Raw genomic sequence first — 16,572 nt, forward strand, 5'->3', positions numbered from 1 at the left:
CTATGCTGCAACCGACAGGCTACTTTTGCGCCTGCCGTAGTTAATCGGTTCTTTGTAAATGGCATGCGCAATGGCAAAAAACACATCGCCATGGCCGCTTTCGGCGTTGCGGTGCGCGCAGTAGCTAATTTGCCCGTTGCTGGTCACAAACTTTTTCACGGCCAGGAAGGCCTGCGGAATGTCTTTGTCGCCCGCGTCGTACTCAAAACGCCCCTCGCCGATCACGTCCATCATCTTCAGCACCAGCTTGGTTTTAATCTCAGGGCTGTAATGCAGGGCCAAGGCACGCGGGTAAAACACTTTCACCAGGTCATACACACCCCAGCCAATGCCGGTAACGTCTATGCCAATATGCTGCACGTTGTAGCGGTCCTTGATCTTGCGTATCTCTTCCGACTGCTGGCGCAGGTCTTTGCCGCGCAAATACACACGCTGTAATACGCGGAATTTCTCACCCGGCAATACAGGCGGCGCAATAATCGCCAGGGTGGCGTCGTCGCGCGAGCGGGCCGGGTCGTACCCCAGCCACACCGCCCGGTTGGTAAACGGCCGGGTGGCGTTTTCTTTAAAATCTTTCCAGTGCTGCCGGTCAGTCGCGCAGTCCAGTAGCTGCTTCAGCTTAAATACGCTGTGGCTGTCGTCCACAAACTCGCACATAAACAGGTTGTCGAACTCGTCGGGCGTGTTCTCTTCTTTCAGCTCGTCAATGTCGAACAGGTCGCAGCCGTCATTGGCGGCATCTTCCACCGTTACCACGTCGCGCCAGATGCGATCTTTAGCTAAATGCCCGCCATGCAGCGCAGCGTGCGAGGTATCCAGTTCCTGCTTGTCTTCGTCTTTGCGCCCTTCGTTGTACCTGTCGCCGCTCCACATCGTGTACGCGTCGTGGCTTTTGCTCGACGGCGTGCTAAACAGCGTGCGCCGCCAACGCTTATGGCTGGCCATACCCTTGGCCACATGCCACACGTTGGCAAAATCGTTAATCCAGAACACCTCGTCCACATACAAATGGCCGTGGTAACTTTGCGCCGTGCGCGCGTTGGTCGACAAAAAATGCAACTGCGCGTCGTTGCTCAATATGATCGGGTTGCCTTTCAGCTCAACTTCAAAGTACTTGTTCGCAAAACTCAGTATGTAGGCGCGAAACACCATTACCTGAGCGCGGCTGGCCGACAGGAATATTTGGTTGTCGCCCGTGGTTACCGCGTCTTCGAAGGCTTCCCAGGCAAAATAGTAGGTCGCGCCAATCTGGCGGCTTTTTAGAATAAAGCGGGTGCGCTGGTGCTTGTTGTCGTGCCAGCGCTGCTGGTAGCCGTAAAACAGGTCGTTGCGCACCAGCGCCAGGTCTTCGGCGGTAATGTCAGAAACATCGTTTTTCTTGCGCTTCTTTTTCTTTTTTCCGGGGCCGTCTTCGCCCTGCTCCATGCGCTCGCGTTTAAACCGCTCAGTTTCCACTTTCTCAAGCTGCAGCAGCGCCGCGCTGAGTTTTTCAATCTCTTTAAAATCGTTGTCGTCTTTGGTGGGCTTGTCGGCCAGGCTGGTCAGGCGGCGGGCTATGGCAATTTTGGGCGACTCATGGGCTAGCAGGTCGTCCCAGCAATACTTTTCCTTCCACTGGTACAGCACCCGCACATTAGGCAGGTTAAGGTGCTCTTTAATGTCGTCCATTGCCCAGTGTTGTAGGTACAGGCGTTTTGCCTGGTCGCGTATCTCGCTGCTATAGCCTGCCATGCTGCCGGAATTGTCGTTCAACGTGCCGCCATAGTAGCCCGCCAAAAACAGCAAAAACCGCCTTACTTTTCCGCCTACCTCCTAAAACAAAAATCTAGGAAATTCAAAAAATTAAAGCCGTTTTCAGCGCCATAAAACCCCGCTAGTTTTGCACCAACGAAAGCGCAATTCTCCATGCAATTGGGACACAGGATCATGTAAATGGCAGGCGACCTCAGAACCACCCCACAGGCAATTTGTTCGGCAGGCATGACCGTAGATGGTCGTGTTATCAAGGACGAACATATTCAGCAAATGGCCGACACCTACAACGCCAGGAAATACGGCGCACGTATCAACCTTGATCATGAAGGTGAATGGGGCGGCTGGTTAGCCAAGAACATTTATGCCATCGACCTAAACGGCGGCATGCTGGGCGACGTGGTAGAAGTTCGGGCCGAAAAGAACGAAGACGGCGTACTTTGCTTGTATGCCATCTTAAGCCCTAACGCCAGTTTTGTACTGCTAAACCAGTCAGGGCAGGCCGTTTACTACAGCGCAGAAGTCGATTTCGACTTTCAGGACACTGGCATGGCTTACCTGGTAGGCCTGGCCGCTACCGACTACCCGGCATGTTGCTATACCACCCGCGCCAACTTCAACAGCAAAACACGCATTAAAGACGCGGTGCCCAACTTTAAGGCGAATCTGGACTTTTCAGACCTGTCGCCACTTTCGACCAGCCAAAAGCGCGAACAGAAAAAACCTTTCAGCTTCCGCAACCTATTTAGCCAAAAGCAGGACGACGAAATGAAACCTGAAGAACTAGCCAGCGCGCTTAAAGACGCCCTGGGCGAACCGATTGCAAATCTTACCGCCGCAGTAACCAAGCAAGGGGAAACCATTGAAGCCTTGTCTCAAAAGGTGAATGCAGCGGCAACCGATGGCAGTGGTGATGACAATCCGGCAGAGGGTGGGCAACCCCCTGCCGGTGAGTCATTTTCTGCAGAGGATAAAAAAGCCATGCAGGACACCATCACCAAATTGAGCGACCAGGTTAATGGCCTGGCCGAAAAGTTAAACACCGCTCTCACTACCGGCGCAGGCGACGATACACCGCCAGCCACGGGTAGTGAAGGCATGGACAAAGTTCTGTAGGAGCCGCCGACATGTTAAGCACCGCATCGCGCAATAAATTTGCCGCACTACTTACCGCTATGGCGGCCACCTACGGCGTGGAATCCGTCGCCCAGCAATTCGCCGCAGAACCCAGCCTGCACCAGGAACTGATGGACAAAGTCGTCCTGCACAGTGACTTTTTGCAGCGCGTTAACGTACTGCCGGTAACCGAGCTGAAAGGCGAAAAGCTGTTAGGCAGCGTTAACGGCCTGGTCACTACCCGCACAGATACCAGCGGTGCAGGTGCCAGGGTGGCCCGTGAATTACTGGCCCTGGACCAGAAAGGCTATGAGCTGTTCCAAACCAATATGGACACAGCCATTCGCTATATCATGATCGACACCTGGGCCAAGTTCCCCGACCTGGTGCAGCGTTATCAGCGCTACATACAGCGCACCATTGCCACCAATAAGGTTATGATTGGCTGGCATGGTACAAGCATTGCCCTAACCACTGACCCAGAGACCAACCCGCTAGGCCAGGACGTAAACAAAGGCTGGCTGCAGATCCTGCGTGAGCAAGCACCAGCCCAAGTACTCACCGAAGGCGACACCGCGGGCAAAATTATCCTCGGCGCCAGTGGCGACTTTGAAAACCTTAACAGCCTGGCGTATTCCGCACTGACCATGATCCCAGAAGAATATGCCGACGCGGGCGACCTGGTGGTGATTGCTGGCCGCGAACTGATCATGCGCGACAAAGGCCGCCGCTACGCGCAGCACGGCGAACTGCCCAGCGAAAAAGAAAAAATCGAAATGGCGCAAACCATCGACACCTACGGCGGTTTGCCTACCTACACCGTGCCTTACTTCCCGGCCCGCGGTTTGCTGGTCACCAGCTTTGACAACCTCAGCCTGTACTACCAAAGCGGCAGTATGCGCCGGCATATCAAAGACCACCCTGAGAAGAACCGGTACGAAGACTACATGAGCCAGAACGAAGGCTACGTAGTCGAAGAACTCGAAAAAGCCGCCTACATCGAAGGCGCCAACGTCGAGTTCGTGGAAGAACAAACAGGACCATAAACCATCAGTACGGTTTCACGAATCGCCCTTACGAGGGCGATTTTGAAAACGCACTGGGAGACAACCAATGAACATAGCACAGCGCCGCCAGGCCGAAATAAAAGCCAAACTGGCTGCCGGGGAAGCGGTAAAAATACCGGCCCCCAACTACGGCAAACAGCACCAACAAGTGGGCGGTAACCCCGCGGCCAAATTTCGCCTGAACAAACTGGCCGAGCAAGAGGCTACACGCCAACAGCAGCAAGCCAGCCAGGAAAGTGCGCAAACCTACGACATTGTCAAAGCAGCGTTGCAGGGCGACATTAACACCCTGAAAAACCAGAAAACCATTAAGGAAAAACTGGAATACAAGGCCCACATTCTGCCCCAGTACCTGGACTACCTGCAGCAGTACGCCCAGTCAGGCCATAACCACCCCAACGAGGTGCTAAGCCAAACTGTGGTATGGCTGTTCGATTGCCAGCAGTTTGATATGGCCTTTGTCTACGCCAATTTAGCCATGCAGCAAAAACAAAAGCTGCCCGCCAGATTCAACACCCCCAATTTTGAAACATTTATCTGCGACAGCCTGGCCGACTACTCAGTAGCGCAGCGCAAGGCCAAGCAACCGGCCCCCGCCCTGCAGTTCGCCATTGACGGTGTGCAAAGCGGCTGGGACGTACACGACATTGTAAAAGGCAAAGTGTTGGCCGAAGCCGCCAAAAACGCCGAAGCAGAAAGCAACTGGCAACAGGCCTTTGACTATGCCAACGCCGCCCTGGAAGCCAACGACAAGGCAGGCGTGAAAGGCTTACTGAAAAACGCTACCGCGCAACTGGCCGCACAGGCCGAGGCGCAGCAACCGAGCAAGGGCGAATGATGTGTCTCCCAGCCGCTGACGCAGCAGGATCCAATAGCCAAAGCCGTGCGCTAACCGGCTTGCGGATCCTGCCTGCTGTCAGTTTTACCAGCAGGGTACCAGCATGAGCTTTACCGGCCGCACCAAAGAGTATTTAGCCAAAGTGTTGGCTAACGACGACTTTTACCCGGATATCTCGCTGGGTGATTTTCAGCAGCAATACCGTGTGGCCACCGACTTTTCCCAAGCCATGGTTGAGCAGTGCTTACTGCTGGCCATGATCGAAATCAACACCCGCCTGACCAGCCACAAGCAAAGCTGGCAAACCGCTGGTATTTATGACCTGGACGACGCCCCCAACCAACCCATTGATGGCGCCTTTACCACCCTGTACTTAGCTGCTGTTTACCACTGGGCCAAGGCCGAAGTAATGCGCCGCATGCCAACCGTGACAGACCGTAAAACCAGCGACACCACCGGCGAAAAAGCCGAAAAGAACGAAGACTGGTACAGGCAGCAAGCCGACCAGTATGTAAGACAACTGCGCGGCGTGCCCGGCATTACCTGCGAGTTGATCTAATGCAAAAATTCAAAGCTCTGCTTAACTACCTGCACCAGGCCAACCTGGTCGCCAGCGAAAAGCTCAACCACTTTATTACCGAATGCCAGTTGCAGCTAAGTGGCAAACAGGTAAGCAACGGCAGCATTGTGGCCGCATACATCAGTTACGAAGCCAATTTTGAATTTGAATCGTACGGCGGCGACGCCAATACCATTTTGGCCCATGTAGCAAGCTGGGTGTACGAGAACGGCCAAACCGACGACAGCGAAGCCCTGCCGCCCCCCAGGTTTGATATTGAACAGGTCGACGCCCATCAGGTAGACGTACTAATCGAAGTGCCATTTTGCGAAGCCCTGCACCTGCAGCGCGACGACAACGGCCCCTACCTGTTCGACGGCCAGCGCTACAGCCTGCAACCGCCCACTATCGACGTAGCCGAAAGCGCAGAAGTCGACGGCGAGGTGTGCCATGAGTAAACAGATAATCGGCTGGGACATGGCTGTAAAAGGCACCGAACAGATTAAGCGCACCCTGCAGTGGCTGCGCATGTCGCCTAATCAGCGTCGCCAGTTTTTGCGCAAAGTGTCGCGCACCGTAGCCCGTAACAGTAACCAGCGCCGCCGAGCTCAAAAAGACTTGGGCGGCCAAAGCTGGGCACCGCGCACCAAGGGTAAAGGCAAAATGCTGCGCAAAGTACAACGCGAGCTAAACGCCACCGCCAATGCAGAACGCGCCATGCTGTATTTTAAAAAGCCCAGGCATGCCCTGATTGCCTATGCCCACCACCACGGCATAGCCGACAAGTACAGCCCGGCCAATAGCGCCAACCATGACAAAAAACAACGCACAGAGCAGCAGCAAAGCGCCCAGGACACACCCACTAAAGCGCAAGCCAAAAAGCTCATTGATTTAGGTTTTCGCATTAACAAGCGCCGCATGGTGAATGGCAAATGGCGCAATGGCCGCAGCATTGGCAAGCTACCCAGCCTGCGCTGGATTATCACCAACTTGAATCCAAAGCAGGTTGGCGCACTCATTGGCCTGCTGAAGAAAACCGCACCCGCCCAGGCCAGCAGCAAAACCCAGTGGCAGGTGCCAAGACAAAAACGCACCTGGTTAGGTGCAACCAGACAAGAAACAGACCAACTGATCAACCTGCTGTTGCAGCAGTTGACCGGGCAACTAGCTTAAACCAACGAGGTAACACCCATGGCACAAGGGCAAGTCATCGTAAACACGCTTAACCAGGTACAAGGCAGTTTGCCCGGTGTAGAGCGCCATTTTTTATTTATCGGCCAGGCCGCTGCCGGGGTAGACGAAGTAAACAGCCTCGATCAGCAAAGCGACTTAGACGACCTGTTTGGCGCCGCCGACAGCGTACTAAAAACCAACCTGATTGCCGCCCGCTTAAACGCCAGTGAAAACTGGGGCGCTACCGCCGTGGCCATTACCGGCACCGACTGGCAGGCCGCCGTTGATCTGGCCATGGAAGCCGGCATCAGCCCCGAGGGCATTATTGTCTGCGTGCAAGTGGCCGCCAAAGCCGACATAGAAGCCGCCCACACCAAGGCCGTGGAACTGCTCAACACCCACGCCCGCCGCGTATTTGTGCTAATTGCCGCCCCCGGCATTGATGCAGGCACCGAAACCTGGGCCCAGTACCAGGCCAACATGGCCCCGCTGATTGCCGATGTAGCAGGCAACCGCGTAGCCGTAGTGCCGCAGCTACACGGCAACGATTTAGGCGTAATAGCCGGGCGATTAGCCAACGACAGCACCAGCATTGCTGACACGCCCATGCGCGTAGCAAGCGGGGCGCTGGTAGGGTTAGGTGCAACCCCGCTAGACAGCGACGACAGGCCACTGACCAACGCCCATTTAAAAGCGCTAGACGCCCTGCGTTTTAGTGTGCCGCAAACCTATACCGAATACCCAGGCATGTACTGGGGCGACGTCAACCTGCTGGACATCCCAGGTGGCGACTACCAGGTAATCGAACACCTGCGGGTAGTAGACAAAGCCGCCCGTGCCGTGCGCCTGCTCGCCATTGCCCGCGTGGGTAACCGCCAGTTAAACAGCACCCCCATTAGCATTGCCGCCAACAAACGCTTTTTCGCCCGCCCACTGCGCGAAATGGCCAGCGCCACCGTGTTTAACGGCGAGCACTGGCCCGGCGACATTAAACAGCCGGGCGACGATGCCATACAAATCAACTGGCCAAGCCGCACCCATGTGCAGGTGTGGCTAAAGCTCACCCCTTACAACTGCCCGAAGCAGATCACCGTCAATATCGGGCTTGACCTGACCAACGGAGGCGCACAATGAAGCACATATCAGGCAAAGATTTTGACGTGATGATTGGCGACCTGCTGGTGCACGTTGAATCAGCCACCCTCAACATTACCGACGAACGAACCACGGTAAAAACCGGCGGCGTGCCCAACGGATACGTTGATGGCGATGTAAGCGCCGAAGGCGAAATTGAACTGGACACCACCAATTTCCTGATCGTTAACGAAGCCGCCAAAAACGCGGGCTCATGGAAAGGCTTACCGCCGTTCGACGTCAACTTTACCGCCGCAGGCAGCGAAACAAAAATGAACGTTGAAGCCTTCGGTTGCCTGCTGAAAATCAGCGACCTGCTCAACATCGACCCCAACGGCAAAGAAAAGAAAAAGCACAAGCTGCCCTACGTGGTTACCGACAAAAACTTTGTCAACATTAACGGCGTGCCGTATCTGGCCCCCGCCGAGATTGAGGATATTGTTTAATGCGCACCACGGCCGAACAACTAAAAAAAGCCATGGCAGCAGCAGGCCATAAGCTGTTCAGCCGTGGCGACTACAACCTTAACCTGATTGGCATTCGCAGCAACGACACCAAGGCCAACACCTTTAACGATCTGCTGTGCGTGCTCTACAAGCAAAACGGCCAGGACGTGCTGCTGCAGTTTGCCTGCACCACCGACCCTGGCACCTATTACCGCGAAAACCCGCTGAACGTAAACGGCACCGCCATAGTTAAACCAGGCCAATACAAAGGCCTGTGGCAGCTTGGCCGTCACCAGGGCAAATACCCGGCCCTGGTGCAGCGCAGTGAAATTACCGTATTCCGCGACAACGACGGCAACAAGGAACTGAACTTAGCCGACTGCGTGGAAGAAACCGGCTATTTCGGCATTAACCTGCACCGCGCCAGTGAACAGGGCTTAGCCAGCCAAGTAGACAAATTCAGCGCCGGTTGTCAGGTCATCCAAAACCCCGACGACTACGCCATGTTAATCGCCCTGTGCCGCCGTGGTGCCGAGCTGCACGGTAACAGCTTTACCTACACCCTGCTCACACAGCAGAAACTGGAGGCCGGATCATGAGTTGGTTAACCGCGTTAGCGGCACCTGTCACGGGCGTAATCAATGGTGTGGTGGATATTTTTCGCAGCAAGCAGGAACGCAAAAAGCTAGCCGAAACCGCCAAAGCCAAACTGGCCGCGCAAAAGGAAAAAGGCGCGCAGGAAGTCACCCTGACCGACGCTGAGTGGGAATCGCTCAACGTTGGCCAACAAGACAACACCTGGAAGGATGAATACATCACCATTCTGATCACGTCCCCCTTGCTGCTGATTGTAGTGGGCACAGTATGGACCGCCTTTACTGGCGATCTGCGTTTAGTGCAGGCAGGCATTGAATCCATCAAAGCCATGACCGCCGCCGGGGTGGATATGGAATTTATGATGGAAGCCGTGGTATTGGCCGCAATCGGCCTGAAGTTATGGCGGAAAAGCTAAATGGCAGAACCAGAAATGAAAGCCGAAGTGCCACAGAAATGGGGCCAGGAACGCCGGGGCTGGCACCTGGATAAAACCATCAGTGTGGGCCATCTGCTCAGCACCGTGATCATCGCCATTCCGGTATTTACCTGGGTGGCCACGGTAGACAAACGCATAGAGCAAAACGCCCTGGCTATCAGCTATCTGGTTAAAGAGGTAAACGAAACCAAGCAGCGCAGCGAAGCCCTGCGTATCGAGTTAAAAGGCGACCTGGCAGTGATCAGCGGCAAATTAGACCGCCTGATAGAACGCCAGGCCGGTATGTAACACAACCAACGAACTGGGAAACAACATGAGCAAGAACGTACAAGCATTAGTGATTCTGGCCGCAGGTCTTGAGCTGAATTTCACCGTAGACCGCGACAAATTCAATAAGTACACCAACGAAATCAGCACAGAAAACAAGGTGGCGCCCAGCCATAACTTTCTGGTGCGCTGTGTTAACAGCGAAAGCAAAGACGACCTGCTGAAAATCATTGACGAAAACCCAGGCAGTGAAATTGAACTGGCCAACGTGCTGGCGTCTGACTACAAGCCAGACATTGGTGCCGTAGTAAAGGAGCGCACCAGCAAGCCGAGCGCTTAAGCGAGTGCGGTTACAGCCAGTTGCTGGCCCTGCGCGCCAAATGGCTGCCACACAGTAACGACGATGACGACCTTGGCACCGCCCTGTACCTGGAAAACCAGTACTGGCAAAACATGGCAATTAGCGTTGCCAACGGCATAGCCAAGGCCATGAAGGGATAAACCCAAAAGCAGCGACACGGACGAAAACCAGGGCAAGGACGCCCTACACCGGAGCCATGCAGTGAACTTTGCGGAAAAGGTTGAAAAGCTGATGTTTGTAGTAGGCCTGACGGATAAAACCGCCGGGCCTGTTGGCGCTATCAACACCCGCATTGAACGCTTAACCCGCAACGCCGAAAAAGGCTTTCGCAACGTGGCCTACGGTGCCGCCGGTATCACCAGCGCCGTGTTTATGCTAAACCAGGCCATGGCCCCCGCCATTGACCAGCAGCGCGCCCTGAACGAAGTGGCCAGCCTCGACGTTGAACCCAAAGCCCTGCAAAAACTTAATCGCATGGCATTGGCTACTCAGGCCCAGTTTGGCATGGCTTCGAGTGGAATTGTTAAAGCTGCTTATGACATTCAGTCTGCTATAGCTGGGTTAACTGGATACGAACTAAGCGACTTTTCATATGTTACGAGTGTGCTGGCCAAAGGAACCAAAGCAGATGTTAAGGTCATCGCAGACTACTTAGGGACCCTTTATGGAGTATTTGGCGATACCGCCAACAAAATGGGCAGGTCTAAATGGGTTGAGCAAACTGCAGGACAAACAGCTTTGGCTGTTCAGATGTATAAAACCACAGGTTCCAAGATGGCACAGGCATTCGAGAATCTTGGTAAAACTGCCACTAACATGGGTTTTTCCTATGCCGAACAGCTAGCGATTCTAGGTAATCTGCAAAGTACCACTCAAGGAGGAGAGTCAGGAACTCTTTTCACTGGTTACCTGACAGGTATGGGTAAAGCGGAAAAAGCGTTAGGTGTAGCGTTAACCAACACAGCGGGAAAGGCATTACCACTAGACCAAGCGCTTTCTAACATACTGAAAAAGTTTGGACATCTAGGAGCTGTTAAAAGATTTGATGTCATCAAGGCGGCATTCGGTTCTGATACAGCCGCCAAGTTCATCGACCTACAACTTAGTAGGGTCGAGAAACTCAATGCCGAAACACAGAAAATTGCCGACGTAAATGGAATGGATGTTGCCATTCAAATGGCAAAAAAAATGACAGACCCCTGGCAACAATTAGTCGGCACCACCAAAAGCGTACACACCGCCTTTAGCCAGGCCTTATTACCCGTGATCCAACCCGCCGTAGAAAGCTTTGTGCGCGGCGGGCAAACCCTGCTGCGCTGGACCGAAATGTTCCCCAACCTGACCAGGTTGATAGGCAAAGCTGGTTTAGCCGTCATCGGCCTGATGGGCACCATTGCCGCCATGACCGTGGCTGTGGGAATTTACCGCTTTGCTGCGGTAGGTTTGAGTGCTGCGCATATGCTGCTGTTTGGCCGCTTTGGCCTGTTTACGCCACTGTTAGCCGGGGTAACTAAAGGATACAAAGCCGCCAGGGTTGCTTTAATTGGCTACCACATGGCAGTTACCGCTGGCGCAGCCAAAGCCGGGTTTTTAACCAAAGCCCTGGTAGTCATGCGCAGCGCAGTATGGGGCTTTAACGCCGCTCTGCTGGCCAGCCCGATCACCTGGATTGTGCTGGGTGTAGTCGCGCTGGGCGTGGCCGCCTATGCGCTGTACAAACACTGGGACCAGGTAAGCACTGCCGTCACCGACTTTTTAGACAAATCCGTAGCCTTTCAACTGGCCCGCGTGGCCATAGACGCCATGCTGCTGCCACTGCGCCTGGCCTGGGAAGGCCTGAAACATCTTGCCGCCTGGACCAGCGACTGGTTTAACACGCTGAACATGGACATAAACACCAGTGGCCTGTTTGCCATTGGCGGCCGCTTTGAATGGCTAACCGATTTAGTAGGCATGGTAAATACCGGCCTGGAAACCCTGGCAGGCTGGCTAAAACATGTGGCCGACAACGGCGTATTTAACACCATTGCCAGCGCCCTGGGCCTGGATATAAAACTGGGCGGCAGCTTAGAGCAACCCAAAGCAGTTAACAGTTACAACAACGTGGTGCAACTACCAGTACAACGCCAACTTGCTGCAGCGCTGGCAACAACGCCAGCACGGTACCAGCCAGATAATCTGGTTACCTTGCCGCTACGACCCGAATCTACCGGGCAGGTTGCAGGCCAGCGCCTGGACGTACCCAAAGGCGGCGTGATGCAGCAGTTCCGCAGCGAAACCAACAACCAAGGCATGCACATAGACCACGTAACGATTCGCACAGACCGGCTGGACGACCCAGACCAGTTGCGTGAACGCTTCTTGGTTGCCGGATTATAGGGGGCCAGATGAACGATATTGATATTCTGATCACCGACGACGACCTAACCCTGGACGGCGTGCGCGAACCGCAGTTAGTCGACGGCCGCCGCAGCATTGCCCAGGACATAAAACACATGATCCGCGAAACCGGCCATGTCGTGCAGATGATTGGCGAGCGCAGCAGTGATAAGCGCGCCCACTTTATGAAACTAATCGAAATAGCGGTTGAGGAAGACCGCCGCATTGTACCCGGCACCGCCCGCGTAACCGAAACCAAGTTAGGCCAGTTGTTTGTGCAGGCCATCACCGTGGACTACGGGCAAACCGCACTAAGGGCATTTTATGGCTGATGATGTAGATTTTCGCCAGATATTGGCCGATGCAGGCCTGCCCACTACCGAGCAGGCGTTGCAAACGCAGTGGCAACAGGAACTGGATGCCCAGGGCAACCCCATTACCAACGAAAGCGAATACAGCCCTTTTCGCCGTTTGCTTGATGCCATGATTGTTAAGCCGGCCAAATCGGTTATGGATGCGCTGGCCGACGTAACCTTGCCCAGCCAGTTTGTAAAAACCGCCACCGGCCAGGCGCTGACCATAAAAGGCGAAGACGTGCTGCTTACCCAGCTTGGCAGAACCAACGCTGTGGGGCTGTTAACCGTGAGCCGCCAAACCAGTGACCAACAGGTAACCATTAACGCTGGCCATGTGGTGCAAACCGCCCTGATTGGTGGCAAGAATTACCGCGTAATCACCACCGAAGACGTAACCCTGGCCGTAGGGGCAACCACCGCCTACGTGCAAGCCGAAGCCGAGCTACCAGGCGCCGCCTACAACTTGCCAGCAGGCTATTACAATATTCAGCCCAACCCGGTTGATGGCATTACGATCACCAACGGCCAGGACTGGCTAACCAGCCCAGGCCGCGACGACGAAACCGCCGACGATTTCAGGCTGCGCATTCGCAACCAGTTTAACCTGGTGGGCGACTACCACACCGACGCCGTTTACCGTGGCATGCTAAGCGAGCAGTTTGGACTGCGCCCTGCAGATTTGTATTTTCAGCACAACGCCCCCCGCGGCCCAGGCACAGCCAACATTTACGTATTGCTGCCAGTAGGTAACCCAAGTGCCCAGTTTATTAGCGACATAAACACATTTTTAATGCCAGAGGGTAACCATGGCCACGGCGATGACGTACAAGCCTTTGCCATGCCTGAAACTCTGCACGATATCAGTTTGCAAATTTGGGCAGTAACCGGCACCACGGCAGCACAGCGCACTGCCCTGCAAGCAGAGGTGAATACCTTTGTGCGCGCTGCATTTCGTGAAAACCAGGCGTACAGCCCCACTACTACCCAGCCGGGCCAGGTGTTTGCCTTTAGCCGCTTAACCCAGGAGCTGCACCGCCAGTTCCCACGCATTGAACGCCTGGTGTTTGCTAATGCCGACATTCAAAGCGGTGTGAGTGTGCCCCGCATAAATAGCCTGACGGTGGTGGTGCAATGAGTAGCATAAACTTGCCATTTTGGTTGTCGGGCGACGCCGTAGACGCGCTAAAAAAAGCCGCCGACGCCTTTTGGGCCACCATTCGCACCCACGCCGGCTGGCAGGCTGGCCAGCAAGACGCCATGACCTGCGACGAGCCCGTTTTAGAGCTAATGGCGTGGGAACGCGATATCACCCGCCTGAAAAACGAAGACCTTGCCCTGTACAGAAAGCGCGTGAAGTACGCCTATCACAACGCCAAAGACGCGGGCAGCTATGCAGGCATGCTGGCCATATTCCAGCGCCTGGGCGTGGATATTCTGGCCATGTATGAGCGGGTGTATCCGCAGGATTGGGACGTAATAACCATTCACGCCACCGAACAGCAGCTAAGCGAAAACGGCGAGCTACTGCACGAACTGATCCGCCAGTACGGCCGCACCACCAGGCGTTATGAATTCAGCACCAACGCCAGCACTGTGCAACATTTGGCGGTGTGGGAATTTGCCGGTAGCCAGGAATTTAGCGAGGTAACCTATGAGCCATAGCGGCAAACTCACAGCGGCGGGCCATGCCCTGATAGGCGCAAAAATCAGCGCAGACGAAAATTTGAATATAAGCACATTCAAATTTGCCAACGTGGCCGGGCTGGACCCTGAAACCCTGCCAGAAAATTACAGCGAAACAGAACCCAGCGCCGACCTGGTGCACACTATGCCAGTAACCAGAGCCGGAGCAATTGACGGTGACACCGTAGTATACAGCGCTGTGCTGGACAGCACCGTGGGTGACTTTGAATTTAACTGGGTGGGCCTGTACGACGACACCGACACCCTGGTGATGATTCGCTACACCTACCCGCAGCAAAAACTGGGTACGCCTTTTGGCGGGGGCAACAACTTAACCCGCAACTTTGCCCTGAAATTTGTTGGTGCGGCTGACGTAACCAACGTCACCATACCCGCCGAAAGCTGGCAGTTTGACGTGTCGGCCTATGTGTTTGAACGCCTGGACTGGACCGAGATAAACACCAATACCGTCGCTAAAGAAGGCCACCGTTACCGCTTAATGCAGCCGCTTACCCTGACGATTCCGCAGGGGTTAACCAAAAGCATTTACGTGGTGTGCGACGCACAAAGCGGAATGGGTATTGCCTCGCCTGGTTACCTGCAAGTCGCCACTGGCATTATCCGCACTCGTCGGGGCAACTACAGCCAGGTGCAACTGACCCGCCGTGAGCTGACCTGGCGCATTGACTTTGTAAACGGAGTACCAACCCTATGAGCACGATAAGAGACACCGCACTACTGGGGGGCAGCGAACTGGGTGTAATTGTGCCTTCTGTGCTAAAAGACCAATTCATGCTGCGAACAGGCCGAGAATACCTGCTGGCAGATTACCCAGATGCCACAGGCTTACCTAACGGCTTAATGCCCGTTGCCATAGCAAGAGAAATGCCATTTATAAGCCCACTTTCAACCAAGCAAGGGATATACGTGGGGCGAGGCGGGCAGTTTTTAGCGCAAGTAAGCAAAACAAGTACAACCGCCAGGTTACAAATAAGCGTTAACGGGGGCGATAACTGGACTCAGCATAGTGCGCCAGCCACATTCGACATAAACAGCCACTGGAAGTTTGCCCTGGCAGCAGATGGACTAACCATATTCGCTTGGTGGTTTAACAACATTAATGGCCAAACGCACGTTGCTAATTTGATTAGTTATGACAATGGCGCAACGTTTGTACAAGGGGTGCATACCGCCTTAGCGGCTGTGCCTGGGGCATTGTATAGCGGCAGCACCGTATTGGCAGCGGCATTTAGTGCAGACAGCCAGGTCATGTACGTAGTGGATGGCTATCTGGGCTTATTGAAGGCTGTTCGGACTGCGGGGGAGTTCAGCTCGTTTACTGTACTGAATGACCCTAAAAACTTTGGTGCAAGCAACCACAACTACCCCATTCAGCTTTATGTATTGGATGACATAAGCCCGGCAGACCCGGCTTATGGAAACATTGTGTTTGTTCACGAAAACGGGGTTATTACCTGGGATGCCGCAGGCAATGTGATTGCAGACGAAGTGGCCACAAATGGCGGGCCAAGCGGCAGACTGGGTACGCACATTGTTAGCAAAAAACTGTATACAACAGATGGCGGCATAACTGTGCGGTATCACGGTCAGAGTGCTGGCGTGATATGCAAGACAGAAGCGAACGATCTGCATGACCTGCTGATTGAAAATAACCGAGTGTTAGTGGCGTTCTGGCAGGACAATGAACTACGTGACAACGGCTCGTTTAACGATTCGTTTGCAGGTAGAAAGATTCAGGAAATACATGGTTCTATTGATGGTTCACCAAGTGTAACACTGCAATTCGAAAACGGTGATTATGCCTTGCTAGCCCCGATAGCTAAGGACCCCGCAAAGTTCTACATACCAGAAGTAAGCAGCCCTGTTGGGCCGCGCGGCGAGTCACTGGCAATGGTGAGGGTATAACGATGCAAGGCTACCTAATAGACATAAACGGTTACTTCTTGCGCGAAGTTACACTGACTAAAGGCGAATCTGTACCCGCCAGAGTAGTCACTATTGCCCCCATGCAAGCAACCGGTGAACTGACGCCACGGTGGATGGGTAACGGCTGGCAACTGGCCTCCAAGACACAAGCGCAACCCGCCCCCGAGCCAACACCAAAACCACAACCGGCCCCAAACACCAAGTTGCACAAGGCGTGGTTTAAAGAGCGGTTGATTCCCTTTGCCGAAGATATTAAAGCCGCCCGCCAGGCCGATGCCACGGTGGACTTGTATTTCTCCATTCTGGACGAATACAAAGTGGTGGATGTGACCTGGCATAAAACCATAGCTATGTTGCAAGACGCAGAAGCCAGGGTAAAAGCTGTGGTGCCTGAAAGCACGATATCAGCAGCAGGTTTATTGCTGCCACAGCAACCAAACGAAGTGTTTTACGAGGTATAG

General features: G+C 54.3%; 21 protein-coding genes. 20 read left to right on the plus strand and 1 reads right to left on the minus strand.

Annotated features, from left to right (window positions below; genetic code table 11):
• Nucleotides 1–1,785: a terminase large subunit domain-containing protein gene (locus CSR04_RS00540; protein WP_245921260.1), complete on the minus strand. Its 1,785-nt coding sequence runs from the start codon at nucleotides 1,783–1,785 to the stop codon at nucleotides 1–3.
• Between the two features lie 147 nt (nucleotides 1,786–1,932).
• Here CSR04_RS00540 and CSR04_RS00545 point away from each other — a divergent pair, with 147 nt between their 5' ends.
• The 20 genes from CSR04_RS00545 (at nucleotide 1,933) to CSR04_RS00635 (ending at nucleotide 16,572) form a co-directional block, all read left to right on the plus strand.
• Nucleotides 1,933–2,868, plus strand: coding sequence for a GPO family capsid scaffolding protein (locus CSR04_RS00545; protein WP_102794283.1), 936 nt, complete (start codon nucleotides 1,933–1,935; stop codon nucleotides 2,866–2,868).
• An 11-nt stretch (nucleotides 2,869–2,879) separates the two neighbouring features.
• On the plus strand, nucleotides 2,880–3,914 hold the full coding sequence (locus CSR04_RS00550; RefSeq protein ID WP_102794284.1) for a phage major capsid protein, P2 family: 1,035 nt from the start codon (nucleotides 2,880–2,882) through the stop codon (nucleotides 3,912–3,914).
• A gap of 67 nt (nucleotides 3,915–3,981) precedes the next feature.
• Entirely contained in the window at nucleotides 3,982–4,773 is a 792-nt protein-coding gene (gene gpM, locus CSR04_RS00555) for a phage terminase small subunit (protein WP_102794285.1), read from the plus strand.
• 103 nt (nucleotides 4,774–4,876) lie between these two features.
• On the plus strand, nucleotides 4,877–5,332 hold the full coding sequence (locus tag CSR04_RS00560; protein WP_102794286.1) for a head completion/stabilization protein: 456 nt from the start codon (nucleotides 4,877–4,879) through the stop codon (nucleotides 5,330–5,332).
• The gene (locus tag CSR04_RS00565; protein ID WP_102794287.1) at nucleotides 5,332–5,790 is read left to right on the plus strand and encodes a phage tail protein; all 459 of its coding nucleotides are present in this window, start codon (nucleotides 5,332–5,334) and stop codon (nucleotides 5,788–5,790) included. The genes CSR04_RS00560 and CSR04_RS00565 overlap by 1 nt, the downstream gene beginning before the upstream one ends.
• Nucleotides 5,783–6,505 (plus strand): phage virion morphogenesis family protein, encoded by a 723-nt coding sequence (locus CSR04_RS00570; protein WP_102794288.1) that lies wholly within the window; start codon nucleotides 5,783–5,785, stop codon nucleotides 6,503–6,505. The genes CSR04_RS00565 and CSR04_RS00570 overlap by 8 nt, the downstream gene beginning before the upstream one ends.
• An 18-nt stretch (nucleotides 6,506–6,523) precedes the next feature.
• Nucleotides 6,524–7,639: a DUF2586 domain-containing protein gene (locus CSR04_RS00575; protein WP_102794289.1), complete on the plus strand. Its 1,116-nt coding sequence runs from the start codon at nucleotides 6,524–6,526 to the stop codon at nucleotides 7,637–7,639.
• Nucleotides 7,636–8,085, plus strand: a complete 450-nt coding sequence (locus CSR04_RS00580) for a phage protein (protein ID WP_102794290.1) — start codon at nucleotides 7,636–7,638, stop codon at nucleotides 8,083–8,085. The genes CSR04_RS00575 and CSR04_RS00580 overlap by 4 nt, the downstream gene beginning before the upstream one ends.
• Nucleotides 8,085–8,684 carry a hypothetical protein gene (locus CSR04_RS00585; protein WP_102794291.1) on the plus strand — a complete coding sequence of 200 codons (600 nt, stop codon included), beginning with the start codon at nucleotides 8,085–8,087 and terminating at the stop codon, nucleotides 8,682–8,684. The genes CSR04_RS00580 and CSR04_RS00585 overlap by 1 nt, the downstream gene beginning before the upstream one ends.
• Nucleotides 8,681–9,097 carry a hypothetical protein gene (locus CSR04_RS00590; protein ID WP_102794292.1) on the plus strand — a complete coding sequence of 139 codons (417 nt, stop codon included), beginning with the start codon at nucleotides 8,681–8,683 and terminating at the stop codon, nucleotides 9,095–9,097. Before CSR04_RS00585 ends, CSR04_RS00590 begins: the two co-directional genes overlap by 4 nt.
• Nucleotides 9,098–9,406 carry a hypothetical protein gene (locus CSR04_RS00595; protein WP_245921263.1) on the plus strand — a complete coding sequence of 103 codons (309 nt, stop codon included), beginning with the start codon at nucleotides 9,098–9,100 and terminating at the stop codon, nucleotides 9,404–9,406.
• A 25-nt stretch (nucleotides 9,407–9,431) separates the two neighbouring features.
• Complete coding sequence (locus CSR04_RS00600) at nucleotides 9,432–9,725, plus strand: putative phage tail assembly chaperone (protein ID WP_102794293.1); 294 nt, start codon at nucleotides 9,432–9,434, stop codon at nucleotides 9,723–9,725.
• Between the two features lie 20 nt (nucleotides 9,726–9,745).
• Nucleotides 9,746–9,886, plus strand: a complete 141-nt coding sequence (locus CSR04_RS24835; protein ID WP_172449194.1) for a DUF6890 family protein — start codon at nucleotides 9,746–9,748, stop codon at nucleotides 9,884–9,886.
• Nucleotides 9,887–9,947: 61 nt separating this feature from the next.
• Nucleotides 9,948–12,125 carry a phage tail tape measure protein gene (locus CSR04_RS00605; protein ID WP_102794294.1) on the plus strand — a complete coding sequence of 726 codons (2,178 nt, stop codon included), beginning with the start codon at nucleotides 9,948–9,950 and terminating at the stop codon, nucleotides 12,123–12,125.
• 8 nt (nucleotides 12,126–12,133) lie between these two features.
• Nucleotides 12,134–12,457 carry a DUF2590 family protein gene (locus CSR04_RS00610; protein WP_102794295.1) on the plus strand — a complete coding sequence of 108 codons (324 nt, stop codon included), beginning with the start codon at nucleotides 12,134–12,136 and terminating at the stop codon, nucleotides 12,455–12,457.
• A complete protein-coding gene (locus CSR04_RS00615) occupies nucleotides 12,450–13,616 on the plus strand; it encodes a baseplate J/gp47 family protein (protein ID WP_102794296.1) in 1,167 nt (388 codons plus the stop codon). Before CSR04_RS00610 ends, CSR04_RS00615 begins: the two co-directional genes overlap by 8 nt.
• On the plus strand, nucleotides 13,613–14,143 hold the full coding sequence (locus tag CSR04_RS00620; RefSeq protein WP_102794297.1) for a phage tail protein: 531 nt from the start codon (nucleotides 13,613–13,615) through the stop codon (nucleotides 14,141–14,143). Before CSR04_RS00615 ends, CSR04_RS00620 begins: the two co-directional genes overlap by 4 nt.
• Nucleotides 14,133–14,879: a phage tail-collar fiber domain-containing protein gene (locus tag CSR04_RS00625; RefSeq protein ID WP_102794298.1), complete on the plus strand. Its 747-nt coding sequence runs from the start codon at nucleotides 14,133–14,135 to the stop codon at nucleotides 14,877–14,879. The genes CSR04_RS00620 and CSR04_RS00625 overlap by 11 nt, the downstream gene beginning before the upstream one ends.
• On the plus strand, nucleotides 14,876–16,090 hold the full coding sequence (locus tag CSR04_RS00630) for a hypothetical protein (RefSeq protein WP_102794299.1): 1,215 nt from the start codon (nucleotides 14,876–14,878) through the stop codon (nucleotides 16,088–16,090). Before CSR04_RS00625 ends, CSR04_RS00630 begins: the two co-directional genes overlap by 4 nt.
• Nucleotides 16,091–16,092: 2 nt before the next feature.
• Entirely contained in the window at nucleotides 16,093–16,572 is a 480-nt protein-coding gene (locus tag CSR04_RS00635) for a hypothetical protein (RefSeq protein WP_102794300.1), read from the plus strand.

Origin of the sequence: Bowmanella denitrificans, from assembly GCF_002887595.1 — a bacterium.
Lineage (GTDB): Bacteria > Pseudomonadota > Gammaproteobacteria > Enterobacterales > Alteromonadaceae > Bowmanella > Bowmanella denitrificans.

Bases quoted from the DNA above. Each gene is read 5' to 3' on its own strand.
- CSR04_RS00635 (WP_102794300.1), top strand. From the start codon at position 16,093: ATGCAAGGCTACCTAATAGACATAAACGGTTACTTCTTGCGCGAAGTT.
- CSR04_RS00575 (WP_102794289.1), top strand. From the start codon at position 6,524: ATGGCACAAGGGCAAGTCATCGTAAACACGCTTAACCAGGTACAAGGC.
- CSR04_RS00595 (WP_245921263.1), top strand. From the start codon at position 9,098: ATGGCAGAACCAGAAATGAAAGCCGAAGTGCCACAGAAATGGGGCCAG.
- CSR04_RS00620 (WP_102794297.1), top strand. From the start codon at position 13,613: ATGAGTAGCATAAACTTGCCATTTTGGTTGTCGGGCGACGCCGTAGAC.
- CSR04_RS00630 (WP_102794299.1), top strand. From the start codon at position 14,876: ATGAGCACGATAAGAGACACCGCACTACTGGGGGGCAGCGAACTGGGT.
- CSR04_RS00600 (WP_102794293.1), top strand. From the start codon at position 9,432: ATGAGCAAGAACGTACAAGCATTAGTGATTCTGGCCGCAGGTCTTGAG.
- CSR04_RS00565 (WP_102794287.1), top strand. From the start codon at position 5,332: ATGCAAAAATTCAAAGCTCTGCTTAACTACCTGCACCAGGCCAACCTG.
- gpM (WP_102794285.1), top strand. From the start codon at position 3,982: ATGAACATAGCACAGCGCCGCCAGGCCGAAATAAAAGCCAAACTGGCT.
- CSR04_RS00590 (WP_102794292.1), top strand. From the start codon at position 8,681: ATGAGTTGGTTAACCGCGTTAGCGGCACCTGTCACGGGCGTAATCAAT.
- CSR04_RS00625 (WP_102794298.1), top strand. From the start codon at position 14,133: ATGAGCCATAGCGGCAAACTCACAGCGGCGGGCCATGCCCTGATAGGC.
- CSR04_RS00560 (WP_102794286.1), top strand. From the start codon at position 4,877: ATGAGCTTTACCGGCCGCACCAAAGAGTATTTAGCCAAAGTGTTGGCT.
- CSR04_RS00570 (WP_102794288.1), top strand. From the start codon at position 5,783: ATGAGTAAACAGATAATCGGCTGGGACATGGCTGTAAAAGGCACCGAA.
- CSR04_RS00615 (WP_102794296.1), top strand. From the start codon at position 12,450: ATGGCTGATGATGTAGATTTTCGCCAGATATTGGCCGATGCAGGCCTG.
- CSR04_RS00550 (WP_102794284.1), top strand. From the start codon at position 2,880: ATGTTAAGCACCGCATCGCGCAATAAATTTGCCGCACTACTTACCGCT.
- CSR04_RS00580 (WP_102794290.1), top strand. From the start codon at position 7,636: ATGAAGCACATATCAGGCAAAGATTTTGACGTGATGATTGGCGACCTG.
- CSR04_RS00610 (WP_102794295.1), top strand. From the start codon at position 12,134: ATGAACGATATTGATATTCTGATCACCGACGACGACCTAACCCTGGAC.
- CSR04_RS00585 (WP_102794291.1), top strand. From the start codon at position 8,085: ATGCGCACCACGGCCGAACAACTAAAAAAAGCCATGGCAGCAGCAGGC.
- CSR04_RS00545 (WP_102794283.1), top strand. From the start codon at position 1,933: ATGGCAGGCGACCTCAGAACCACCCCACAGGCAATTTGTTCGGCAGGC.